The organism is Bradyrhizobium sp. YR681 (genome assembly GCF_000282615.1).
Lineage (GTDB): Bacteria > Pseudomonadota > Alphaproteobacteria > Rhizobiales > Xanthobacteraceae > Bradyrhizobium.
The window spans coordinates 1-24050 of the sequence record NZ_AKIY01000207.1 but is presented as its reverse complement, the minus strand read 5'-3'; the positions used below and the strand labels follow the sequence as shown (position 1 = coordinate 24050).

Annotated in this window: 22 protein-coding genes; 10 read left to right on the top strand and 12 right to left on the bottom strand. The window is 64.8% G+C overall.

The window, feature by feature from the left end; all coding sequences use genetic code 11:
- From PMI42_RS20625 to PMI42_RS20615, 3 genes are all read left to right on the top strand, one after another.
- On the top strand, positions 1 to 523 hold a 523-nt coding region (locus PMI42_RS20625), incomplete at its 5' end, for a N,N-dimethylformamidase beta subunit family domain-containing protein (protein WP_008137625.1).
- A gap of 332 nt (positions 524 to 855) precedes the next feature.
- Complete coding sequence (locus tag PMI42_RS20620) at positions 856 to 1383, top strand: carboxymuconolactone decarboxylase family protein (protein ID WP_008137623.1); 528 nt, start codon at positions 856 to 858, stop codon at positions 1381 to 1383.
- An 18-nt stretch (positions 1384 to 1401) separates the two neighbouring features.
- Positions 1402 to 1692: a nucleoside triphosphate pyrophosphohydrolase family protein gene (locus PMI42_RS20615; RefSeq protein WP_008137621.1), complete on the top strand. Its 291-nt coding sequence runs from the start codon at positions 1402 to 1404 to the stop codon at positions 1690 to 1692.
- A 3-nt stretch (positions 1693 to 1695) separates the two neighbouring features.
- Here the strand turns inward: PMI42_RS20615 and glsA are convergent, their stop codons facing one another.
- From glsA to PMI42_RS20595, 4 genes are all read right to left on the bottom strand, one after another.
- Positions 1696 to 3537 carry a glutaminase A gene (gene glsA, locus PMI42_RS20610; protein ID WP_008137619.1) on the bottom strand — a complete coding sequence of 614 codons (1842 nt, stop codon included), beginning with the start codon at positions 3535 to 3537 and terminating at the stop codon, positions 1696 to 1698.
- A gap of 21 nt (positions 3538 to 3558) precedes the next feature.
- Positions 3559 to 5631, bottom strand: a complete 2073-nt coding sequence (locus PMI42_RS20605; RefSeq protein WP_008137618.1) for a TRAP transporter permease — start codon at positions 5629 to 5631, stop codon at positions 3559 to 3561.
- Positions 5632 to 5668: 37 nt separating this feature from the next.
- Complete coding sequence (locus tag PMI42_RS20600; RefSeq protein WP_008137615.1) at positions 5669 to 6835, bottom strand: TAXI family TRAP transporter solute-binding subunit; 1167 nt, start codon at positions 6833 to 6835, stop codon at positions 5669 to 5671.
- Positions 6836 to 7001: 166 nt separating this feature from the next.
- A complete protein-coding gene (locus PMI42_RS20595; RefSeq protein ID WP_008137613.1) occupies positions 7002 to 7223 on the bottom strand; it encodes an acyl-CoA carboxylase biotin carboxyl carrier protein subunit in 222 nt (73 codons plus the stop codon).
- A 94-nt stretch (positions 7224 to 7317) separates the two neighbouring features.
- Between PMI42_RS20595 and PMI42_RS20590 the strand changes: the two genes are divergently transcribed.
- The 3 genes from PMI42_RS20590 to PMI42_RS20580 all read left to right on the top strand — a co-directional run bounded on the left by PMI42_RS20590 (position 7318) and on the right by PMI42_RS20580 (position 10546).
- Entirely contained in the window at positions 7318 to 8292 is a 975-nt protein-coding gene (locus PMI42_RS20590; RefSeq protein ID WP_008137612.1) for an IclR family transcriptional regulator, read from the top strand.
- Positions 8222 to 9781, top strand: coding sequence for an acyl-CoA carboxylase subunit beta (locus PMI42_RS20585; protein WP_035966207.1), 1560 nt, complete (start codon positions 8222 to 8224; stop codon positions 9779 to 9781). Before PMI42_RS20590 ends, PMI42_RS20585 begins: the two co-directional genes overlap by 71 nt.
- Positions 9782 to 10051: 270 nt before the next feature.
- Positions 10052 to 10546 carry a hypothetical protein gene (locus PMI42_RS20580; protein WP_008137610.1) on the top strand — a complete coding sequence of 165 codons (495 nt, stop codon included), beginning with the start codon at positions 10052 to 10054 and terminating at the stop codon, positions 10544 to 10546.
- A 61-nt stretch (positions 10547 to 10607) separates the two neighbouring features.
- On the opposite strand, the gene PMI42_RS20575 is transcribed toward PMI42_RS20580, so the two are convergent.
- The 5 genes from PMI42_RS20575 to PMI42_RS39285 all read right to left on the bottom strand — a co-directional run bounded on the left by PMI42_RS20575 (position 10608) and on the right by PMI42_RS39285 (position 16605).
- Positions 10608 to 12083 carry an FAD-binding oxidoreductase gene (locus PMI42_RS20575; protein WP_008137609.1) on the bottom strand — a complete coding sequence of 492 codons (1476 nt, stop codon included), beginning with the start codon at positions 12081 to 12083 and terminating at the stop codon, positions 10608 to 10610.
- A 182-nt stretch (positions 12084 to 12265) separates the two neighbouring features.
- Positions 12266 to 14512: a xanthine dehydrogenase family protein molybdopterin-binding subunit gene (locus tag PMI42_RS20570; RefSeq protein WP_008137607.1), complete on the bottom strand. Its 2247-nt coding sequence runs from the start codon at positions 14510 to 14512 to the stop codon at positions 12266 to 12268.
- Between the two features lie 12 nt (positions 14513 to 14524).
- Positions 14525 to 15541 (bottom strand): FAD binding domain-containing protein, encoded by a 1017-nt coding sequence (locus PMI42_RS20565; RefSeq protein WP_008137605.1) that lies wholly within the window; start codon positions 15539 to 15541, stop codon positions 14525 to 14527.
- Positions 15538 to 16023, bottom strand: coding sequence for a (2Fe-2S)-binding protein (locus PMI42_RS20560; RefSeq protein WP_035966204.1), 486 nt, complete (start codon positions 16021 to 16023; stop codon positions 15538 to 15540). Before PMI42_RS20560 ends, PMI42_RS20565 begins: the two co-directional genes overlap by 4 nt.
- Before the next feature lie 372 nt (positions 16024 to 16395).
- Complete coding sequence (locus PMI42_RS39285) at positions 16396 to 16605, bottom strand: hypothetical protein (RefSeq protein WP_157195787.1); 210 nt, start codon at positions 16603 to 16605, stop codon at positions 16396 to 16398.
- 40 nt (positions 16606 to 16645) lie between these two features.
- On the opposite strand from PMI42_RS39285, the gene PMI42_RS20550 reads away from it, so the two are divergent.
- On the top strand, positions 16646 to 17662 hold the full coding sequence (locus PMI42_RS20550) for a transporter (protein WP_035966196.1): 1017 nt from the start codon (positions 16646 to 16648) through the stop codon (positions 17660 to 17662).
- A gap of 22 nt (positions 17663 to 17684) precedes the next feature.
- A complete protein-coding gene (locus PMI42_RS20545) occupies positions 17685 to 19082 on the top strand; it encodes a carbohydrate porin (RefSeq protein WP_008137599.1) in 1398 nt (465 codons plus the stop codon).
- On the opposite strand, the gene PMI42_RS20540 is transcribed toward PMI42_RS20545, so the two are convergent.
- From PMI42_RS20540 to PMI42_RS20530, 3 genes are all read right to left on the bottom strand, one after another.
- The gene (locus tag PMI42_RS20540; protein WP_008137597.1) at positions 19079 to 20374 is read right to left on the bottom strand and encodes an MFS transporter; all 1296 of its coding nucleotides are present in this window, start codon (positions 20372 to 20374) and stop codon (positions 19079 to 19081) included. The two genes, PMI42_RS20545 and PMI42_RS20540, sit on opposite strands and share 4 nt — an antisense overlap.
- Before the next feature lie 114 nt (positions 20375 to 20488).
- Complete coding sequence (locus PMI42_RS20535) at positions 20489 to 21685, bottom strand: acetyl-CoA C-acyltransferase (protein WP_008137596.1); 1197 nt, start codon at positions 21683 to 21685, stop codon at positions 20489 to 20491.
- A gap of 133 nt (positions 21686 to 21818) precedes the next feature.
- Positions 21819 to 22589, bottom strand: a complete 771-nt coding sequence (locus PMI42_RS20530) for an enoyl-CoA hydratase (protein ID WP_008137595.1) — start codon at positions 22587 to 22589, stop codon at positions 21819 to 21821.
- Positions 22590 to 22743: 154 nt separating this feature from the next.
- On the opposite strand from PMI42_RS20530, the gene PMI42_RS20525 reads away from it, so the two are divergent.
- Positions 22744 to 23274 (top strand): PaaI family thioesterase, encoded by a 531-nt coding sequence (locus PMI42_RS20525; protein WP_008137594.1) that lies wholly within the window; start codon positions 22744 to 22746, stop codon positions 23272 to 23274.
- A gap of 69 nt (positions 23275 to 23343) precedes the next feature.
- Positions 23344 to 23961, top strand: a complete 618-nt coding sequence (locus PMI42_RS20520) for a TetR/AcrR family transcriptional regulator (protein ID WP_008137593.1) — start codon at positions 23344 to 23346, stop codon at positions 23959 to 23961.
- Positions 23962 to 24050 lie beyond the last annotated feature (89 nt).

Here is a 24050-nt window from a genome sequence, read left to right as displayed (position 1 = left end):
GCTTGGCCGCCCGCCGCAGGCGCTGGTCGGCGTCGGCTTCAGTACGCAAGGGGACTACATGGGCTTCCCCTATACGTTCCTCGACGGTGTTCTCGATCCCCGCGTGGCCTTCATGCGCGAGGGCATCGAGGATCTGGCAAGGCCCGGCGCCAAGCTCGGCGAGCGCGGTTTCATGGGCGGCGGCGCCGCCGGCCACGAGCTCGACCGGGCCGACACCCGCCTCGGCACGCCGCATCATGCGATCATCATCGGCCGCGCCGTTCTGACCGATGCGACCTATCAGCCCGTCAACGAAGAGCGCTACGACCACACCTGGCCGGCCTCGCGCGAGGACATCATCCGCTCCGACCTGACCTTTTTCGAGACGCCGAACGGCGGCGCGGTGTTCTCCGTCGGCTCGATGAATTTCATCGGCGCGCTGCCGGTGGACGGCTACGACAACGTGGCGGCCCTGCTGGTGACCAACATCGTCAGGCGCTTTGCCGATTCGACGCCGTTCCCGGTGCCGAAGACGCAGGGATAAGGGCAGGGCTACCGCATCTGAAGGAGAACGTGGCGGGAAGCTCGCTTGGCGGCCATCCTTCGAGACGCCCGCCGTTGGCGGGCCCTCAGGATGAGGACCGAATGTGCAGCCGTAGTTTTGACGAGCGCCGATGCCGCTTAGCCTCATCCTGAGGAGACCGCGAAGCGGTCGTCTCGAAGGACGAGGCGCGCGCTCAGGTCGTGCAGAATGCCATATGCGATGGCCCTCCCGATAAGGAGACGGCCTCACGCGACGATATTGCTCTTGTGCTGGTGCAAGAATAATCTTGGGGCTGTCAAAAACGACAACAAGACCAAGCCCCAAGGTGACTGATGGCCCGTATCCTCTACAGCGATCCGATCAACGCGTCCGACCGCACCCGCGACATCCTCGACAAGAACCGCCACGCCAACATCTTCCGCATGATGGCGCATTCGCCGAGTTATTTTGAGCAGTACTGCCGTCTCGGCGGTGCCATCCGCCACAAGGGCGAGCTCGATCCGGTCGTGCGCGAGCTTGCGATCACCCGCACCGGCATTCTGTGCGAGGCGCCGTACGAGATCGTCGCGCACAAGCGCATCGGCAAGAATGTCGGCGTCACCGACGAGCAGAACGAGGCGCTCGAGAACTGGCAGGCGGCGACCTGCTTCAACGAGGTGCAGCGCGCCGCGCTCGCTTTCACCGACGAGATCGTGAAATTGAACAAGCCGACGGATGCGACCTTCAAGGCGATCGCCGCGAAGTTGACGCCGGCCGCGCTGGTCGAATTGCAGCTCTCGGTCGGCTTCTACATCATGACCTCGAAATTCCTGGAGACGTTCGAGATCGACCTCCAGCCGGTCACGGAAGTGGTGGGATAGGCAAGCGGGGCGTGGCGCATGACCATCGACGACTATGCTGATTGGGCTGCGGCGGCTGCGAAGGTCACGCAGCCGCCTGCCAGCGAGCGGCTGGCTTATCTTGGCCTCGGTCTCACGGGGGAATCCGGCGAGGTCGCCGAGCACATCAAGAAGCTGCTGCGCGACGGCACGCTGGATCAGGCCGCGATGGCGGAGGAGCTCGGTGACGTCGTCTATTACTGGGCCTGCCTGTGTTCGGCGCTGGGCCGCAAGCCGTCGGACGTGCTCGCGGCGAGCAAGGCCAAGATCAGCGCGAGGCTGGCGCGATAGCGCTCAGGTCGCCGTGAGGATATCGACCTTGGCGTTGGCGACGATCAGGCGGTCGGCGAGGAGCTGCGCCAAATTGCGCATGATCCGCTCGGAGGCCCGCGGGTGCTGCTCGCGGAAACGCTCGAAATCCTTCAGCGGAGCTTCGAAGGCCGTCGCCGCCATGTCGGCGAAGACGTCGGCCGAGCGGGTCTGCTCCAGCAGCGCCATCTCGCCGAACGCCATGCCCGCGGTGAGGGTCGCCAGCCGGACGCCGTCCGGCAGGGTGACGTGGACCGCGCCGCTGCGCAGGAAGAACAGGGAATCGGCGGGATCGCCGGTGGTGAGGATCTTCGCCCCGGACGGATAGGTCCTGATGGTGCAGATCGCGCCGAGCTCCGCGATCTCGTCCGCGCCGAGACCTTCGAGCAGCGGCTGTTCGGCAAGCTCGATGGTCTCGTGAAAATCGATCGAGCCACCATAGCGGTAGACGATCTGGTCTTCCGCCCATTCGATCGCGGTGTCGAGCAGGTAGAAGTCGCGGACGTTCTTCAGCTCCGCGGTCCATTCGCGCAAGCTGTTCCATTCCTTCGACGCGCGCCTGACGCCGGACAAGACCACGGTGACATTGAGCGCGGCGAGTTCCTCGAACGCCTCGGCCACGAGCCGGGCACCGGCGCGCGTGGTGGAGGTGACGCGGTGGAGATCGAAGATCACGAATTGGGGCCGCGGCCGCCCGGCGAGCCGCCGCGAGATGTAGTCGACCGCGGAGAGCGACAACGTGCCGACCAGCTCGATGACCCGCACCTCCTGCTCATGGGCGGAGAGGATCTCGCGCTCCTGCGGACGGCGCACGCGCCGCGACGGGCTCTTGCCGATGTCGTAGTCGGCGATGACGGCGTTGCGCGCGTCGTCGCTGCGGTTGAGCATGTGCAGATCGTAATGCGAGGACAGCGCCTCGCAGACCTTGATGCCGCGCACGCTGTTCCCGTGCTTGTCGAGCTTCGGCGAATAGCTGCCGAGGCCGAGCCGTGCGGGCAGGGCGGCCAGAATGCCGCCGCCGACGCCGCTCTTGGCGGGGATGCCAATCCGGTAGATCCACTCGCCGGCATAATCGTACATGCCCGACGACGTCATCACCGAGAGCGTGCGCGAGATCGCATATGGCGTCAGCACCTGCTCGCCCGTGACCGGATTGACGCCGCGATTGGCGAGCGTCGCCGCCATCACCGCGATGTCGCGCGCGGTGACCAGCACCGCGCATTGCCGGAAATAGACGTCGAGCACGCCGGCGACATTGTCGGAAATCACCGCGTTGGTCTTGAGCAGATAGCCGATGGCGCGGTTGCGGTCGCCGGTCTGGCTCTCGGAGGTGTAGACGGCTTCATCCACCGCGAGATCGCGCCCGGCAAAGCGGCTCAGCGCGAGCCGGATCTGCTCGAAAGCCTCGGGGCCCTTGCTGTCATAGATCAGCCCGGTGCAGGCGATCGCGCCGGCATTGACCATCGGGTTGAACGGATGGTTCTCGGCGTTGAGCCGGATCGAGTTGAAGGGATCGCCGGAGGGTTCAACGCCGATCGCGCCCTCGACCTTGCCTGCGCCCAGAAGATCCAGCGCCAGCGCGAACACGAACGGCTTTGACATCGACTGGATGGTGAAGGGCACCCTGGAGTCGCCGACTTCGTAGACATGGCCGTCCAGCGTCGCGAGGCTGATGCCAAAATAGGCAGGGTCGGCCTTGCCGAGCTCGGGGATGTAGTCGGCGACAGTGCCGGACGTTTCAGCAGAGAATTCGTTGAGGCAGGAGTTCAGAAACCGCAGCAAAGGCGGCTTCGAGCGGGTCCAGGCGGAGGCGGGAGGCGATGTCATCGCCTCCCTTGTGCAACGCAATCAGGGCACGCGCAACCCGTCAGGCACTGGCGATTGTCGCCGAACCAGCAGCAGGGCGACCAGGACCGTGGGCACGAGGATGGCGAGGCCAAGCAGCGTCACCTGCATCTGTGACAGCGGCATGATGCCGCCGCCGGGGGTGGCGACCACAAAACCGCCGATCACCAGCAGCACGCGCAGCGGCCATTCGAGCGCGCCCGCGCCGCGGAGGTCGCCGACGAAGGGCTGGTAGCCCTGGATGCCGCCGCAGATGAACAGCGTTCCAAACGCGGCAAGTCCCATCAGGCCGAGGCCGGCGAGGTAGGGGCTTGGCCCCTGCAGCACCAGCGCCGGATTGAGCACGAAGAAGAACGGGATGAAATAGATGATGCTGCCGACCCACATCGATTCCCAGCCCGTCTTCATCGCCGGCGAGCCGGCGATGCCCGCGGCGGCGAACGAGGCGATCGCGACCGGCGGCGTGATCGACGACAGCATGCCCCAGTAGAAGATGAACATGTGCACGGCCATCTTGTTCAGCCCGAGCTTCTCCAGCGCGGGCGCGACCAGGATGGCGAGGAAGATGTAGCAGGCCGTGGTCGTCAGCCCGAGGCCGAGGATGAGGCTGGTCAGCGCGCACATGCCGAGAAGCAGAAACGGATTGTCGCCGGCAATGTGCAGCAAATCGTTGGCAAGGCTCGACACCACGCCGGTCATCGAGAACGCGCCGATCAGCAGACCGCAGCCGGCGAGGATGCCGACCAGCTCGACGAAGGTGCGGCCGTTGACCTCCAGGAATTTGCCGATCGTGCCGAGCGTCCAGCGCGTGTCCTTCGAGAAGAGCTGGTTGAGCACCAGCAGCAGCGCGGTGGCGTAGAACGGCGCGTGGCTCTCGCGCTTGAAGTAAAGCAGCATCACGATCAGCAGCGCGATGACGAAGACGTAGTACCAGCCGTCCTTGATCGTATCCATGACCCGCGGCAGCTCGGCGCGCGGAATGCCCTTCAAGCCATGGCGCGCGGCATAGGAATCGACCTGCATGAACAGGCCAATGTAGTACAGCGTCGCCGGAATGATCGCCGCGATCGCGACATCGGCGTAGCTGACATTGAGGAATTGCGCGATCACGAAGGCGGTGGCGCCCATCACCGGCGGCGCCAGCACCGCGCCTGTGGAGGCACAGGCCTCGATCGCGCCGGCATAGGAGGCGCGGAAACCGCTCTTCTTCATGACAGGAATGGTCATGGTGCCGGCGGTGAGCACGTTGGAGATGATCGAGCCCGACATCATGCCGAGCAGGCCGCTGGCAAAGATGCAGACTTTTGCCGCGCCGCCGCGGAAGGTGCCGCACAAAGCGAAGGCGAGGTTGATGAAGAATTTGCCGGCGCCGGTCATCATTAAGGCGGTGCCGAACACCAGGAAGCCGATCACGGTGTCGGCAAAGGCCTGGATGGGAATGCCGAGCAGGCTCTCGCCGGAGAGCACGTGATAGGCGGTGGCCTGCTCCAGCGTCGATTGCGTGCCGCGGAACGGGCCGAGCCAGCCGGATTCGGCGAACAGCGGATAGACCGTGAAGGGCAGCACGCTCAGCAGCAGGCTCCAGCCGCCGGTGCGGCGCAGCGCCTCCATCAGCATCACCCACATCACGAGGCCTGCGCCGATCACGGTGTTCGGGGCGCCGCCGAATTCCCAGCCGGCCTCGGCGGCCTTGCGCACATTCGACATCAGCAGCAATGCCGCCGCGAAGGTCACGATGAAGAAGACGAGGTCATACCAGGGAATGCGATCGAGCGGCGCACGCTCGGTGCCCGGGAAGATCAGGAAGGTGAACGGCAGCATCAAGGCGATCAGGAGGTAAAAATACTCCGTGTTGAGCTGGGTATAGCCGATGAAGAAGCGCAGCGAGAATTGCTGGTTGATGCAGAGCAGGATGGTCGCTGCGGTCGCCACGATCAGCATCCAGCGCCAGCCGCCTTGCAGCGTGCGAACGCGCGTGACCTCGGCTTCCTGCATGTTTGCGGCAGCGCCATGCGGATCGTCGAACACGACCCGCCTGGCCTCGTCCTGCGGGGCGGTGGAGACTGAAGCAGACATGATCGACCCCGCGCGTGGGTAATTTAACCGCTGACGATTATTCGTCGAACCCGTTCGGCATGTCGGCCTTGGCCAGCGCTGCCGCGCGCGCCTTCATCCAGCCCTCGAGGAACGCCTTGTCATCCGCGGGCGGATTGGATTTGCCGTATTCGGTCCACGCGGCGCCGAGCACCTCCTGCCGCTTGATCAGCTTGTTGTTGTGGGCGTCCTGCGCGTCGCTCCATTGCCCGGCTTCCTTCAGAGCCTTCACAGCGCCGGGATGCACCGGCACCACCCAGTTCTTGGTCTGGCGGTCGGCGGCAAGACCGCCGGCGCCGGGCGCGGAGTCCTTGTAGGCGTCGTAATTCACGATCATCGCCTTGGTGATGGCGTAGACCTGATCGGCCGGCTGCGAGGCATAGGCCACGAAGATCGGGTAAGGATAGTTGCCGAGCTCGATCGGCTTCTCCGGCGAGATGCCGGCGCCGCAGGTCGCAACTTGCGGGAAGAAGAACGAGCCCACCTTCTGCATCCGCGCCCAGCCGTCCTTGTCCTTGGCCGGCAGCGGCGGCCAGATCAGGCCGCGCGGCGAGGTCTCGGCTTCCTTGGCGGGGCCGGTGATGGTGGTGCCGAAGGCGGCATCGGTGTCGTTGTTGATCAGGCCCTTCCACATCGCGCCGTAGCTTGCGAACTCGACCACCTTGACGTCCTTCTGCGTCAGGCCGGCGAAGGCGAGCACCGCGAGCGAATTCTGGTTCAGCGCGGGCGAGCCGACCACGAATCCGACGCGCTTGCCTTTCAGGTCTTTCAGATCTTTCACGCCGGTATCGGCTGCGACGCCAAGCGAACCGCAATTGCAATCGACGGTCGAGAGCAGGATCTGGAGCGGTTGCGGGCCCCATTCCCTGGAGCCGAACTCGAACACGCCTTCCTGCGCGAAATAGGTGCCGGAGCCCATCGCAGCGGAGGCCGCGCGCTTGGCGCGCAGCGGCGCAAGCCGGGCGACGTCGTTGCCCGCGGGAAGCACGCGCACGTCGGTCGCGTATTTGTCCTTCATCATCTTGCCGACGCCGACCGCGATGTTGAAGCCGGCGGTGCCGGTGTCATAGGCGGTGAAGGTCAATGTCGCCGGCAGCTTGATGTCTTCGGCGAAGGCATAGCGTGTAGACGCAAAAGAAATGCCCGCAACCAAGGCGGGCGCGAGCATGAGCAGCCCACGAAACATGTTTCCCTCCAATGATCCCCGCGTTTGCCGCGAAGATTTTCTTTCTTTGTTTGAAACACAGTTTGTTTGAGAAAGATCATGTCACCGCGATCGGGCGATGGCAACGCCGTACCATGCGTGCAGAAATGAAGCTGACAGAATGTCGCGGAAAGCGCGGATAATGCAGTCAGTTCACGACGATCGCGATCGCCTGTCCCTCCGCAACGATTTCGTCGAGCTTGACCAGAAGCGATTTGACCGTGCCGCTTGCGGGCGAGGGCACAGGTATCTCCATCTTCATCGCTTCGACCACCACAATTTCATCACCATCCGCAACGGTTCCTCCAACTTGCACGGGAGTTGCGCAGATGCGACCTGCGACCTCCGTGACGATCTTAATTTCTGGCATGCCATCGCCTTTTTGTTGTCGTCGCAAAATGCCTGAGGTAGCGTCGTCTGCAAGTGGAATTTAATTCCGCACAGCGGAACAACTGGTAGGGAACATGGGACGACGTTCAGAGCGGTTGAGTAGGCAAGGTGCGCTCGCTGGCGATGCCGGTGAGGGTGATGTCATCCAGGTGGTGTCGCGCGCGTTCGACGTGTTGCGATGCTTCGAGGGCCACGAAAGCAGGCTCGGCAATCTCGAGATTTCAAATCGCTGCGGCCTGCCGCGTTCGACGGTGTCACGGCTCACGCACACGCTGACACGCATGGGCCAGCTCGTCTATCTGCCGCGCGACCAGAAATATCGCATCGGTCCGAGCGCGGTGGCGATGAGCGCCTCGATGATGAAGGGCGCGCAGCTGCGCAGCATGATCCGGCAGCGGCTCCAGGAAGTCGCCGAGCAGCTCCCGGGCACGGTCGGCTTCGTCGTTCCCGATCGCTTTCATCTCGTCTATCTCCAGTTCGCGCGCTCGGCCTCTGCACTCGGCCTGCACGAGGGCACCGGCAGCCGAATCTCGATGGCCTCGACGGCCGCGGGCGCGGCCTACACCGCGGCGCTGGCGCCCGAGATCAGCGATGCCTTCATCGCCGACATGGAGCGTGAAGCGCCGGAGGCTGCAAAAATCCTCAAGCCCCGCATCGAGGCCAACAGGCAGTCGCTGCGCGAGCGCGGCTATGTCGTGGCCTGCGGCCTGTGGAGTCCGCACATCAACGGCCTTGCTGTGCCAATCTGGTCGCCGCAGTACCAGACCTTCGTCGTCATCACGATCGGCCTGCTCTCGGCGATGTACGACGAGCAGCGCCTGCATGACGAGGTCGCGCCGCTGATGCTCACGCTCGGCCGTTCGCTCGGCAGCCTGATGGAGGGCGCCGAAGGCGACGTCTTCAACGCCCGTATCCCGCGTAAACCGGTCGCAATGGCCGTGCACAACAATAACAAGCCGATCAATTCGGAGGGAGTGAATGAACTGGAAGCCGGAACTCGACGAGCTCGCCCGGCGCGAAGCCTTCGCGCGGGAGATGGGCGGCGTTGACAAGGTCAAGCGTCAGCATGACCAGGGCCGACTGACTGTTCGGGAGCGTATCGACAAGCTGATCGACAAAGGCAGCTTTCACGAGATCGGTGCCGTCTCCGGCATCGGTGAGTACGATTCCAGCGGCGAGCTGCAGAAACTGACGCCGGCGAACTGCGTGTTCGGCCGCGCGCGCGTCGACGGCCGCACAGTGGTGGTCGTCGGCGACGATTTCACGGTTCGCGGCGGCTCGGCCGATGCGTCCATCTCCGCAAAACCGCTGATGGCGGAGGAGATGGCGCACGACTTCCGCCTGCCCATCGTTCGCATCATCGAAGGCTCCGGCGGCGGCGGTTCGGTCAAGACCATCGAGACCAAGGGCGCGGCGAACCTGCCGGGCGGTATCGGCGGCACCCGCTGGTATCGCTTCACGACGGAAAACCTGTCGCGCGTGCCGGTCGTCGCTCTCGGGCTCGGCTCGGTCGCAGGGCTCGGCGCCGCGCGTCTTGCCGCCAGCCACTATTCCATCATGACCCGGAAGTCTGCGATGTTCGTCGCGGGCCCGCCTGTCGTGAAGGCGCTGGGGCAGGATCTCTCGAAGGAAGAACTGGGCGGCGCCGATATCCAGACCCGCGCCGGTGCGGTCGATCATGCCGTCGACACCGAGGAAGAAGCGTTTGCCTGCGCGCGGCGCTTTCTCTCCTATCTGCCGTCGTCGGTCTACGAACTGCCGCCGACCGTGCCCTGCGCCGACAATCCGGAGCGCAGCGAAGAAGCGCTGATGAATGCGGTGCCGCGCAACCGCAAGCAGGTCTACAAGATCCGCCCGATCATCGAGTCCGTCGTGGACAAAGGCTCGTTCTTCGAGGTCGCCAGGAATTTCGGCAAGCCGCTCATCGTGGGCCTCGCCCGGCTCGAGGGCAGGGCGGTGATGGTGCTTGCCAGCGACAGTTTTCACTATGGTGGCTCCTGGACCGCGGATGCGTGCCAGAAGGTCGTGCGCTGGGTGGACTTCGCGGAGACCTTCCATCTGCCGATCGTCTATCTCATGGATTGTCCGGGCTTCATGATCGGCCTTGATGCCGAGAAGGCGGCGACCATCCGCCACGGCGTCCGCGCCATGGCCGCGGTCAACCAGACCACCGTGCCCTGGTGCACCGTGATCCTGCGCAACGCCTTCGGCGTCGCCGGCGTCGTGCACCAGCCGGCCGACCGCTTCTCGATCCGCTATGCCTGGCCGTCGGCCTATTGGGGCTCGCTGCCGCTCGAGGGCGGCATCGAAGCCGCCTACCGCGCCGACATCGACGCGGCCGAGGACAAGGGCGCCAAGTTGGAGGAAATCCAGCAGCGCCTCAACAAGCTGCGCTCGCCGTTCCGCTCGGCCGAAAAGTTCTGGGTGGAGGAGATCATCGATCCCCGGAAAACGAGGTCGCTGCTGTGCGAGTTCGCAAGGCTCGCCGAGCCGTTGCGCAAGGCGGGACCGCCGGAGAACATGACGATCCGGCCGTAGGTTCCGTGTCCCGGACGCGGTGCAGCATGCAATGCCGCTCCGCAGAGCCGGTGCCCACAAAGCGACGCAGCGCAATCCAGCGACATGGACCCCCGGCTCTGCAGCGCACCGAAGGGGCGCTGCGTCCGGGGCGCGACAGCGCGCTTTGCTGCGGGCAATGACGGCGGCAACGTTCAGGCAATCTCCGCAACATTTGTAAACATCTTCGCCAACATCCTGCGCTTGTTCGCGGGTAGGACGCGCCGAGATTTTACGGATCAGGATTTGCAGATGCTGTTGAAGTCCATGGCGGCGCATATCGGCGTCGGCGCGATGTGTCTCGCTCTCGCCGGGATCAGCCCGTTACGCGCCGAGCCGGTCTTCGACGCTCTCGCCGGCGCATGGTCCGGCATCGGCACGATGAAGCCGTCGGATGGTCCGCGTGAAAAAGTTCGCTGCAAGGTGGGGTACAACGTCACCAGGCCTGGCCGGTCGCTGACGCTCGACCTGCGCTGCGCGAGCGATGCGTACAAGATGGTCCTGTCCGCCAATATCGAGCAGAGCGGGACGGAGCTTTCGGGCAACTGGTTCGAGAGCGAATACCGGCAGGGCGGCAAGGTCTACGGCACCAACAAGGACGGGCTGATCGAGGCGCGGATCGAGGGAAACACCGTGGCTGCGCTGGTGACGATCCAGACCAAGGCCAGTCATCAGTCGTTCCTGATGGAGGCTCCGGGATCCTGGATGTCGGAGGTCGCGATCGAATTGAACAAGGACGCGAAGTGACCTCGGTTCCCCGCTGACGCGCCACCGCGGTCCTCTCGCTTGGAGAGGCGCCCGGCGCCGTTCACAGCCGCAGCACCTTGCCCGGGTTCATGATGTTCTGCGGATCGAGCGCGCGTTTGATGGTGCGCATGATGTCGAGCTCGGTCTTCGAGCGGTAGTGGCTGAGCTCGTCGAGCTTGTCGATGCCGATGCCGTGCTCCGCCGAGATCGAGCCGCCCATGGAGGTGACGAGATCGTTCACGGCCCGCGTGATGGCGGCCGTGTACTGGTTTAACGTCTGCTGGTCCATGCCGACAGGTCCCATGAACGAGAAATGCAGATTGCCGTCGCCGATATGCCCGAGCGGGTAGGGGCGAATGCTCGGGAGAATGTCGAGCACGGCCTTGAGGCCCTTGTCGACGAAATCAGGAATTTTCGAGATCGCCACCGACACGTCGTAGCTCAGCCCCGGCCCCTCGGCGCGGGAGGCCTCTGCCATCCCTTCGCGGATGCGCCACATGTTGCGCGATTGACCGACGGTCTGCGCGATGGAGGCATCGATCACGCGGCCGGCTTCGAGCTGATCGGCGAGGAACTGCTCCATCTTTCCGGACATGCCCTCGGCCCCGTCCTGGCGCGGGCGCGCGGACGACCATTCGAGCAGAAGATACCATGCCGTGTCCGTTTTCAGCGGATCCTGGGTGCCGGGAATGTGGCGCAAGGCGAGGTCGATGGCCGCACGGCTGAGCAACTCGCAGGAGCCGACACTGTCTTCGGAGGCCGCGTGCGCTTCGGAGAGGATCTCCAGTGCCGCGCGGGGATCGCGGACCGCCAGCCACGCCGTGCAGACATCCTTCGGCGCCGGCCACAGCTTGAGCACGGCCTTGGTGATGATGCCAAGCGTGCCCTCGGCGCCCATGAAGAGGTGTTTCAGGTCGTAGCCGGTGTTGTCCTTCTTCAGTGCGCGCAAGCCGTCCCAGACCTCGCCATTGGGCAACACGACCTCGAGCCCCAGCACGAGATTGCGGGCATTGCCATAGCGCAGCACCTGCACGCCGCCGGCATTGGTCGAGAGGTTGCCGCCGATCATGCATGAGCCCTGGGCGCCGAGGCTGAGCGGCAAAAACCTGTCATGCGCGGCCGCCGTCTCCTGAAGCGTTTGCAGGACGCAACCCGCTTCGACCGTCATCGCGTAGCCGACGGCATCGACGTCCATGATGCGGTTCATCCGGCCAAGCGACAGCACGATGCCGGTGTGCGCGGGCCAGGGCGTAGCCCCACCCATCAGGCCGGTGTTGCCGCCCTGCGGCACGATGGCGACGCCGTGCTGATGGCAAAGCCCGACGACTTTCGAGACCTCTGCGGTGCTGCCGGGCCGGACCACGGCGCCGGCATCGCCCACCAGCAGACCGCGCCAGTCCGTCACGAACGGCTGCTTGCCGTGCTCGTCCTCGACCAGGCCTTTCTCACCGACGATCTCGCGCAAGGCTTCGCGCATCTGCGCGGTCAGGGGAACGGTCGGGATGGCGGGTACGGACGACGGGAAGGCAGCCGGCATTTTGTTTCCCCTGGCGCATCTTGATGTGCACTGCGCGCGAAGCGCTTGGGCCGCATTGTCCACGTTTAGGCCGGGGAGTCTAACGGCAATATATATTACGCGGTCCTGGACCGCATCATTTCGCCCGGGCAGGCGCGCAGGCGAGCGGCGGACCTATAAGAGAGCTGGCTGCTCGCGCGGGTTCAAGCGAGCAATTTGTCCAGGGTGATCGGAAAATCACGCACGCGTCGTCCCGTCGCATTGAAAATGGCGTTGGCGACTGCCGCCGCCGTTCCCACGATTCCGATTTCGCCGAGGCCCTTGACGCCCAGCGGGCTGACCTTCTCGTCGGTCTCGTCGACGAAGATGACCTCGATGTCGGCGATATCGGCATGAGCCGGAACGTGGTATTCGGCCAGGCTGTGGTTCATGATCTTGCCGAGACGGTGGTCTGTCATGGCTTCCTCGTGAAGTGCCATCCCGATCCCCATCACCACGCCACCGAGGATTTGGCTCCTCGCGGTCTTCGGATTGATGATGCGGCCGGCCGCTGCCGCGCAGACGATCCTGGGAATGCGGACCACGCCGAGATCCTCATCCACCCGTACCTCGGCGAACACGGCCGAATGGGTGTAGCTGATATACTTCCTCATTTGCAGCAGGCTCGGTGCTGCTTTGCCCGTCTCGGTGATCTCCGCCAGATCGGCCGCGTGCATCACCTCCGCGAACGACAGGCTCCGAGCCAGATCGTTCTTGAGCGCAATACGGCCGCCGGCAAAAACGACATCGTCGTACTCGGCCTGCGCCACCGGCGAGTTGGTCATCGCCCTGGCATGCTTGAAGAGCGTGGCCTTGATCGCCTCGCAGGCCGCCATGACGGCCGATCCGTTGGAGGCGGCGGTCCACGAGCCGCCTTCCACGGGCGAGGCAGGCAGCGTTGAATCGCCGATCCTGGACGTGATCGCTTCAAGCGGCAGGCCGAGTGCATCGGCTCCGATCTGCGCGAGGATGGTCCAGGTGCCCGTGCCGATGTCCGAGGCCGCCGTCGAGACTTCGAGACGCCCGTCGGCGGTCAGCTTTGCCTCGGCGGCCGCCTTCATCAGGAAGGCGTCCCACATGCCGGTGGCCATGCCCAATCCGACAAGCTCCCGACCATCCTTGAGTGACCGTGGCTTGACGGGGCGCCGGTCCCAGCCGATGGCGGCGGCACCCTGCTGATAGCACTCCAGCAGGGCTTTCGACGTCAGCATCTTGCCGGTGTTCTCGTCGATCGATGCGAAATTGATGCGCCTGAACTCCAGCGGATCGATGCCGACGTCGTGGCAAAGCTCGTCGATCGCGCATTCGAACGCGTTGACACCGACGCTCGCGCCGGGCGCGCGCATATCGCACGGCGTGGCGGTGTTGAGCTTGGCGAGAGCGTAGCTGAGCTTGACGTTGTCGCAATGGTACATCATGCCCGACCAGTTCACGACCGCTTCCTGGTAATCCTCGTGATGGGAGGTCGCGGCCACCGCATCATGCATGATCGACGTGAGCCGACCCTTGTTGTCGGCTGCCAGTGCGATCGCGTGATAGGTGTCGGGGCGATAGCCGATATAGAACATCTGCGATCGGGTCAGGGTCACCCGCACGGAGCGTTTCAGCTCGAGACTGGCCATGACAGCAAAGAACAATTGCTGCTGGGGACGGAGAGCGGCGCCAAAAGCGCCGCCGACATAGTGATTGATGACACGGACATTCTTCGATCTGAGTCCGAAGACGGAGGTCACGTAGCCCTGGCTGTTCTGCGACCCCTGCGTCTTCTCGTAGATCGTCAATTGGCCCGGGCCTTCGAACACGCACGTCGTGCCGAACAGCTCCATCGGGTTGTGGTGCTCGGCATTGATACGGTATTCGGAAGAAATCCGGTGCTTAGCCCGGTCGAAAGCGTCCTCCGCGTCGCCCCGCGGCTCGGGAGGAGGAGGGATGCCGCTTCGCTTCTCCGGCGGGTCGTAGGCTTCCGGGCGCCTGACCTCGAGCTCGGTGCAGAAATCGTCGATATCGTATTCGGCACGCACCAGGGAGGCCGCGTCGCGCGCGGCCTCGAAGCTGTCGGCGACGACGAGGGCGATCGGTTGCCCGTCGAACAGAATGCGGTCGGAATGCAGGGGCCGAAACGGATGGCCGGGGGGCGCAACCTCATCGCGCCATTTTCGGTCCAGCCACGCCGCCTTGCCGCGGTTTTCATGAGTGAAGATCTGCACGACGCCGGGAACGGCGCGGGCCCGGTCCAACTCGAGCTTCGTGATGCGCCCCGCGGGCACGGTCGCGGAAACGATCACGCCGTGCAACAGATCGGCAGCGGGATATTCCGCCGCGTAGCGGGCACGGCCGGTGACCTTGAGCTTGCCGTCGACCCGGCTGGTCGGCTTGCCGATATGGGCGATATTGGACTGAAGCGCTTCCACTGGCGTATTTCCTTAACGGACGACTTTGTCGGACTGATCTTGCGGGGTGCCGCGCGTGGCCTGCATCAGTGCCCGCACGATGGTGCGGCGAGCCAGTTCGATCTTGAAATCGTTCTGGCCGCATCCTTCGGACTCACGAAGGACATCCTCCGCAAACCTGAGAAATGTGGCTTCCGAAGGCGGCTCGCCACGTAGCCGCTGCTCTGCGTTCCGGTCACGCCACGGCTTGTGCGCAACGCCGCCCAGGGCGACCCGGATATCTCCAATGATCCCGTCTTCGATCGCGATGGCAGCGGCCACAGACACCAGCGCGAATGCGTAGGACAAGCGATCGCGAATCTTGAGGTAGGTGTGATGCCGTCCGAAATCGGTCGCCGGCAGGATGATGGCGGTCACGAGGTCGCCCGGTTCGAGCGTGTTGTCCAGCTCGGGGTTGTGGTCCGGCAGACGATGGAACTGAGCGAACGGGATTATGCGTCGCCCCTGGGGTCCTTCGACCTCGACCTCGGCGTCCAGTGCCGCCAGCGCAACGCACATGTCGGAGGGGTGAACGGCGATGCAGGAATCGCTTGCACCGAGGATCGCGTGAATGCGATTGACGCCGCCGATCGCGCTGCAACCCGAGCCGGGCACACGCTTGTTGCACGGCGTGGAGGTGTCGTAAAAGTAATAGCAGCGCGTGCGCTGGAGCAAATTGCCGCCGGTCGTCGCCGCGTTGCGGAGCTGCCCGGAAGCGCCGGCGAGGATGGCGCTGGCCAGCAGGGGATAACGCTTTGCGATCTGCGGATGCCATGCCAGGTCGCTGTTGGTCACCAGCGCGCCGACCCGCAGGCCGCCGTCGGCCGTGTCTTCGACCGCTTTCAGGGGAAGGCGGTTGATATCCACGACGCGCGCGGGTGTCGCGACGTCGTATTTCATGAGGTCGACAAGGTTGGTCCCGCCGGCCAGCGCCTTTGCGCCGGGGAAGGCAGCCAGAGCCGCGACCGCATCGGCGATCGTGTCAGGGCGGATGTAGTCAAACCGGTTCATTCCGCGGCCTCCCGACTTGCGGATTGCCGTGCGATAACGTCCTCGATGGCGTCCGCGATGTTGGTGTAGGCGCCGCAGCGGCAGATGTTGCCGCTCATCTGCTCCCGGATCTCTTCACGGGTATGGGCGTGGCCTTCTTGCATGAGCCCCACGCCGGAGCAGATCTGGCCAGGTGTGCAATAGCCGCACTGGAATGCGTCGTGCTCGATGAAAGCGGCTTGCAGAGGATGGAGTTCGTCACCCGTGGCAAGCCCTTCGACCGTCGTGATGTCGGCGCCGTCTCGCGCGACCGCCAGAACGAGACACGCGTTGACGCGTCGCCCGTCGATCAAGACCGTGCAGGCGCCGCATTGTCCCTGATCGCAGCCCTTCTTTGTGCCGGTCAATCCCAGCCGCTCGCGCAGGAGATCGAGAAGCGTGACCCAGGGGGCGAGCGACAATTCGTGGCGGACGCCGTTGATCGTCAAGACGATCGGCACCATCGTTGTGGGTGAAGGCTGGGGCACGAGAACCTCGTCTTGGGGGCTGCGTCCACTCTAGAACCGCTCCAAAGGAAACTCGTTCCTCTTGGTCCGCTTGGTGAGGAGGCCGGGCCTGGCCAGGTGGTCAGGCTGCCCGGCTGTTGCATCCGACAGCCGCTACGCTCGCCGTGGAAACGGAGCGTAGTGTGGGAGATTTCTTGCGCGCCTCGCATCGAGGACGTCGAGAGCGGGGCGGACCTGTCCCGGGCGCCGGTGCGCACTGCCGGGATTGCTGATGCCGGCCGTGCCGCATGCGCCGCAGACCGTCCGAGGCGAGATCACGATTTGGGCAATGTTGGATGATGCAAATATAAGCCTGTTTTGCCCGACGGGTCAAGTCATAATTCGGTAAAACGTAAGTTGTTGATGTTGCACGCGCCCTCTACTGTGCATGGGGTTGTTTTCGCATTTCAGGGTGCGCTTGGTATCCTCGTAGCCGCTCGCCCGGTGCTCACGCTGGCGGCGGAGCAGGTCGCCATCATCAAACTGTAACGTCGGCGTAATTGAGTACCCCGCGTGGATCCGGACGATGCCGTCAGCCATCTTCCGGATCCGGGATGCTTGCGGACGGTTGGGGTTGGCCATGGCTGAGGCGGCAAAGCTTGTCAGTGCGATATCGAGCACCGAACCCGCCATCCCGGGCCTCGTCTGGGCGTTCCGCCTGCACAGCGACGGCAGCGCCGAGCCGCTGCCGGTCGACCAGCCGATCGAGTTCAGCCATGACGGCCGGCTCTGGCTGCATTTCAACCTGACCGACGCCCGCGCACGGCCGTGGATCGCGGCTTCGCATTTGCCGCCGCTGGCGCGCGAGCTGCTGCTCTCGAACGACACGTTCCAGCAGCTTCACGTCATCGAGCATTGTATCTATGGCGTCTTCTCGGACCTCGTGCGCGAGATCGACAGCGCCACGGAGGAGACCGCGTTCCTGCGCTTCGCCATGACCGAGCGTCTGCTGGTCTCCGGCCGCCATCAGGCGCTGTGCTCGGCGGACGCGACGCGCCGGGTGCTCGAAGGCGGCTATCGCGTCGACAATGTCGCCCACCTCCTGGAGAAGATCGTCGACGAGGTCGCCGACACGCTCGACCGGATGGCCGACAAGCTCGGTCAGGAGATCGACGAGATCGAAGAGCGGATCCTCGCCGACGAGGCAAGGCCGGAGATGCGGCGCGATCTCGGCCGCCTCCGCCGCACCTGCGTCAGGCTGCATCGCCAGCTCACGGGATTACGTGTGCTGTTCCACCGCCTCGACCAGACGAACACCGATCATCTGTCACCAGGCTTGCGGATCCAGGCCGGCAAGCTGGCGCAGCGGCTCGACGGGCTCGACCACGACATCGTCGAGCTGCGCGAGCGCAGCCGGCTGCTCGAGGAGGAGCTGCGCTTCAAGAACGAGGAGGAGAGCAACAAGCACCTCCACACGCTCTCGATCGTGACGACGCTGTTGCTGCCGCCGACCCTGATCACCGGCATCTTCGGCATGAACACCAAGGGCCTGCCGCTCACCGACGTCGAGAGCGGCTTTCTCTGGGCGGCTGTCTTGATGGCCTCGTCGATCGGGGCGGCCTATCTGTTCATGCGCCGCACTGGTATCTTCAAGTAGCGTTGGCTGGCCGGTAGCAGCCGTGATCGGGATTGCCGACAGCTTTGCGTTGCGATGTGCGATCGCGCTGGCATGCGCGGCGACAAGTACAAGCGCGTTCGCCGGAGCCAAGGACGAAAGCGCGGCCGAATGGCTGGCGCCAAAATGGTTCAACGAATGGCACGACGGCCTTGCCAACAAGGGTCTCAATTTCGGCGCCACCTACATCGCGGATAACATCGCCAACGTCTCCGGCGGCGTAAGGCGCGGCGCCATCCATTTCGGCCGCCTCGACCTGTCGGTCGATGCTGATTTGGACAAGCTCGTCGGCTGGACCGGCGGGCGTTTCTACGCCAATGCATTCGTGATCTACGGCCAGGGGCTCTCCCGCAACTATGTGATGAATCTCGCCACCATCAGCGAGATCGAGGCGCTGCCGGACCAGCGGCTCTACAACGCCTATTTCGAGCAGAGCTTTTTGGGCGACCGCCTGAACATCCGGGCCGGCCAGCAGGCGGCCGATGTCGAGTTCTTCGACAGCCAGACCGACGACCTCTTCATCAACGGCACGTTCGGCTGGCCTGCGATCAAGGCTTCCAACCTCCCGGCCGGTGGCCCGGCGCCGCCGATCGCGGTGCCCGGCATCCGGGTGAAGGCCACGCTGTCGGACCGGGTCACCCTGTTCGGCGCTGTCTTCAACGGCGATCCCTCGGGCCCGGGTGATCAGGATCCACAGCTGCGCGACCATCACGGTCTCGCGTTCCGCGTCAACGATCCGCCCTGGGTGATCGGGCAGGTCCGCTTCAACTACGACATCGAGATCGGCGGCCGTCCGTTCGCCGGCAATTTCACGCCCGGGGCCTGGAAGCATTATGGCTCGTTCGACAGCCAGCGCTTCACGGCAGGGGGTCTGTCGATCGCCGATCCCTCGGGAAGCGGCGTTCCGGCAAGACTTCGCGGCAATTACGGAATCTTCGCCGTGATCGAGCAGGTGCTGTACCGCCCGCCGGAGGTTAGGGAGAACACCACCTCGGCCTCGATTCCGGGCGTCACCGCGTTCGGCCGCATTGCCTACAGTCCGCCGGACCGCAATCTGATCGATCTCTATCTTGACGGTGGTATCGGCTTCGTCGGCTTCGTTCCCGGCCGCCCGCTCGACCGGTTCGGCGTGGCGGCGGCCTACATGCGGATCTCGAACACCGCCCGCGATTTCGACGTCGACACCCAGCTCTTCACGGGGGTCCAGAGCCCCGTGCGCAGCAACGAGACCCTGATCGAGATGATCTACGAGGCGTATATTAAGCCGGGCTGGCTGATCGCGCCTTACTTCCAATACGTGTTCCGCCCTTCAGGCGGCATTTCGAATCCGAACGATGCGACCGGCGTTGCGCGGATCGGTGACGCCGCAGTGTTCGGCGTCACCACCACGATCCGGTACTAGGCCATCGCCGGCTTCGGCTCGGCCTTCGGTTGCCGCGACAGCGCCAGCACGATCAGCGAAGCGAACACGCAGAGCGCGCCGGCGATGAAGAAGGCGGGCAGGTAGCTCTGCAGCAGCGTCCGCGACAGGCCCGCACCGAACGCGGCGGTGCCGGCGCCGAGCTGATGGCCGGCAAAAATCCAGCCGAACACCAGGTTGGCGCGCTCGGGTCCGAATTTTTGCGCGGTGAGCCGCACCGTCGGCGGCACCGTCGCGATCCAGTCGAGGCCGTAGAACATCGCGAAGATCGACAGGCCGTAGAACGAGAAATCGCTGAAGGGCAGGAAGATCAGCGAGAGGCCGCGCAGGCCGTAATACCAGAACAGCAGATAGCGGTTGTCGTAGCGGTCCGACAGCCAGCCCGACATGATGGTGCCGAAGAAATCGAAGATGCCCATCGCAGCGAGCAGGCTCGCGGCCTGCACCTGCGGGATGCCGAAATCGAGACACATCGGGATGAGGTGGACCTGGACGAGGCCGTTGGTCGAGGCGCCGCAGACGAAGAAGGTCGCAAACAGGATCCAGAACGCGCTCGACTTCGAGGCATCGCGTAATGTGCCGAGCGCCACGCCCGTGATCGAGCCGTGGCTGACCGGCGGGGCGGGCAGGGGGGCGGTGCCCTCGTCGCCGAACGGACGCAGACCTACATCGCTCGGCCGGTCGCGCATCGCGAGCAGGACTGCGAGGGCGGAAACGCCGAGCGCGATGCAGACGAAGCCGAGTGCCAGCCGCCAACCGAAGCGTTCGGTCAGGCTTGCGAGCAGCGGCAGGAACACGAGCTGGCCGGTGGCGACGCTCGCGGTCATGATGCCGATGACGAGGCCGCGCCGTGCCGCGAACCAGCGCGTCGCAATGGTGGCGCCCAGCACCAGCGCGGTCATGCCGGTGCCGATGCCGATCACGACACCCCACAGCAAGACGAGCTGCCAGACTTGGGTCATGCCGAGCGAAGCCACCAGTGCGGAGACGACGATGAGCTGCGCGGTGAGCGTGACGTTGCGCAGGCCGTAGCGGTTGAGCAGAGCGGCCGCGAACGGTGCCATCAGGCCAAACAGAATGAAGCGGATGGAAAGCGCGGAGGAGATTTCTGCCGTGCTCCAGCCGAACTCCTTCTGCAGGGGGACGATGAATACGCCGGGCGCGCCGACCGTGCCGGCGCTGATCAGCGCGGTGAGGAAGGTCACGCCGACCATCACCCAGCCGTAGTGGATATTGCGACGGTCGAGCGCTGCCGCGAGCCAGTTCGAAATCATTGGGCCTCGTCGTGGTTGGCGGACTCAGGGAGACCCGCGTCATTGTTGCAGTCTGGCATGGAAGCGGGAAGTCTTAAATGACAGACTTCCCTCTATTTCAGACATCAGGGGCGGCTAGTGTGCAAGCCGCTCGACCGCGATCGCGGTGGCTTCGCCGCCGCCGATGCAGAGCGCCGCAACGCCGCGCTTGAGGTTGTTGGCCTCGAGCGCATGCAGCAGCGTCACGATCAGCCGCGCGCCGGTGGCGCCGATGGGATGGCCGAGCGCGCAGACGCCGCCGTTGATGTTGAGCTTGTCGCGGGGAATGCCGAGATCGCGCTGCGCTGCCATTGCGACGACGGCAAAGGCCTCGTTGATCTCGAACAGGTCGACATCGCCCGCGCTCCAGCCGACCTTGTCCAGCAGCTTCCGGATCGCCGGAATTGGCGCCGTCGTGAACCATTGCGGTTCCTGGCTGTGGGTGGCGTGGCCCTTGATCACGGCGATCGCCGGCAGCCCATTGCGATCGGCGAGCGATCGCTTCGTCAGCACCAGCGCAGCCGCGCCGTCGGCATTCGCGGAGGAGGCCGCCGGCGTGATGGTGCCGTTGGCGCGGAAGGCCGGCTTCAATCCGGGGATCTTTGTGGGATCGACCTTCAGCGGATGCTCGTCATTGGTGACGATGCGCGGGCCGGCCTTCTCGGTCAGCGTGATCGGCGCAATCTCGGCCCTGAACGCGCCGCCCTCGACCGCCCTGCGGGCGCGGCTCAGCGTCTCCATTGCATAGGCGTCCTGGTCCTTGCGCGTGAACTGGTAGGCCTCAGCGGTGGCCTCGCCGAAATCGCCCATGGAGCGGCCGGTCTCGTAGGCGTCCTCGAGGCCGTCCATCATCATGTGGTCGATGATGCGGTCGTGGCCGGCGCGATAGCCGCCGCGCGCCTTTGCCAAGAGATACGGCGCGTTGCTCATGCTCTCCATGCCGCCGGAGACCACGATCTCGGCCGAGCCCGCGCGGATGATGTCGTGCGCCAGCATGGTCGCCTTCATGCCGGAGCCGCAGACCTTGTTCACGGTGGTGGCGCCGGTCGCGTCAGGCAGTCCGGCTGCTCGCGCAGCCTGCCGAGCGGGCGCCTGGCCTTGTCCGGCCGGCAATACGCAACCCATGAAGACCTCGTCCACCTTCTCGGGCGCAAGTTTCGCGCGCTCCAGAGCAGCCCCGATCACATGCGATCCGAGCTTGTGCGCGGGAAGCGGCGAGAGTTCGCCCATGAAGCGGCCGAGCGGGGTGCGGGCGGCGGAAACGATGACGACGGGATCGGCGGCTTCGGCCATGACAAAAACTCCCTGCGATGATGGGTAAGATTATGATCATCATATGATGCGGCGCAAAAAATGCAACCGCGGCCGGCATGAGAAATTGTCGTAGTCCGGATGAGATTTGGTCGTTCGATCGGAGGAGGTGGCGTTACCGCTTCCGGTTCACAAACGCGCCCATCAACCGCGTCGGCTCATCCGTCAGGAACGACTCGCCGAACACCCTGACGCTGAGGTTCACGGACTCCGTCAACGGCAGTTCCTCCCACTGCCGCAGCAGCGCCTTCTGCGACCGCAGCGCCTCCGGGCCGCATTCGAGCAGCGCATTCACGACGCGCTCGACTTCGGCATCGAGCCCGCCTTCCGGCGCGACCTTGTCCACCAGGCCCCAGGCCAGCGCGGTGGCTGCGTCGATGTTCTCCGCGGTCATCACCAGCCAGCGCGCGCGGGCCCAGCCGATCAGGCGCGGCAGCAGGGCTGCGTGGATCACCGAGGGGATGCCGACCCGCACCTCCGGCATGCCGAAATGCGCGTCATGCGCGGCAATGCGGAAGTCGCAGGCTGCGGCCACTTCGAGCCCGCCGCCGAGGCACCAGCCGGGCATGCGCGCGATCACGGGGGCCGGAAACTGGCGGACGGCCTCGCAGAGATCGCGCAGGCGGCTGATGAAGGCCTCGGCTGATTTCTGCTCGAGCTTCGCCATCTCCTTGATGTCGGCGCCGCCGATCATGCTCTTCTCGCTCTGGCCGCGCAGCACCACGACGCGGATGCTGCGATCGGTGGCCAGCTGCTGCAAGCCTTCGCGCACTGCGTCGGTCACGGGCGAGCCGAGGATGTTGAGCGGGCCTGCATTGCAGATCGCGACATGGACGACGCCGCGCGCGTCGCGCGTCACGCCGCAGTGGTTGTTGAGCATTTCCATCGTGGGTCTCGAAAGTTTCGTGGACCTGCGCGAGACGCGCCGGTCGTGATCACTTCCGGGCCGAAACGCTCCGCTTGTCAAGCGGGCGGGAGGCGGAGTTGCCAGCGCGAAGTCCGCGGTATAGTATGATATTCATCATACAAAGAGACGCCTCATGACCGGTAACGATCAACTCGACCTGTTTTCGCCCGCCCAGAGGCGCGAGCGCGTGGTGGACTGGCAGGTGCCTGCGCCGGTCGCGAAAGTGGCGATGGGACTTTCGGGCATCGACGCCATGCTGGGTATCCGCGATGGCCTGCTGCCGCCGCCGCCTTTCGCAAAGCTGATTGGTTTCACCATGGCCGTGGTCGAGCCGGGCCGGATCGTCATGGAACTGGAGCCGCGCGAGGACCTCGAAAATACCATCGGGCTGCTGCACGGGGCGACCGCGGCGGCGCTGATCGATACCGCCATGGGCTGCGCGATTTCGACGCGGCTTCAGGCCGGGCAGTCGTCGGTGACCCTCGACCTGAAAATGACGTTCCTGCGCCCCCTGTCGGTCCGGTCGGGGCTGATCTCGGCGGAAGGTAAAATCATCAAGCTGGGACGCCAGACCAGCTACACCGAGGGATTTGTCCGCGACGGCAAGGGCGCGCTCGCGGTCCATGCAACTGCAACCTTTTCCATGATCGGCGCAACAACTTAACATGATTTAATTCAACGCCGGGTCCTTTTCTGTGTTATGAGATGATCTCCGACATTCAATGAGACCCGTATGCGCTATTCCCGGGAACACAAGCAGGAAACCCACGACCGCATCGTAAAGAAGGCCTCGGTGCGGCTGCGCGAAAAGGGCGCCCACGGCATCGGCGTCGCCGACCTCATGAAGGAGGCCGGGCTGACCCATGGCGGCTTCTACGCGCATTTCGATTCCCGCGAGGCGCTGGTGATCGAGGCCTTCGGCTACGCCATGGACCGCTCGATGGAGCATTGGCGCAAGCTAACCGGCGAGGCCGCGCCCGAAAAGCAGCTGGCGCTGATCGCAGAGGCCTATCTCTCTGCGCTCCACCGCGACAATCCCGGCCATGGCTGCTCGATCCCGGCGCTCGGCGCCGAGATCGCCCGCGAGAGCCCGAAGACGCGCAAGGCGTTTGCCAGCAAGCTCGACGAGATGGTCGAGATGATGGCCGATTTCATCCCGAACCTGCCGCGCAAAGCCGCGCGAAAACAGGCGATCGCAACGCTGGCCACGATGGCCGGCACGATGCTTCTGGCGCGCATCGCGGGCTCAAGCGAACTGTCGGACGAGGTGTTGAAGGCCGGCAAAGACAGCGCGCTGGAGGGGGCGAAGCGCGAGCCGAAGGTGACGGCTGCGAAGAAGGCGAAGCAGTAACGAGGTGCCGTAGGGTGGGCAAAGGCGCGTTGGCGCCGTGCCCACGGTCTCCCCCCATCATCGGGTTTACGTGGGCACGCTTCGCTTTG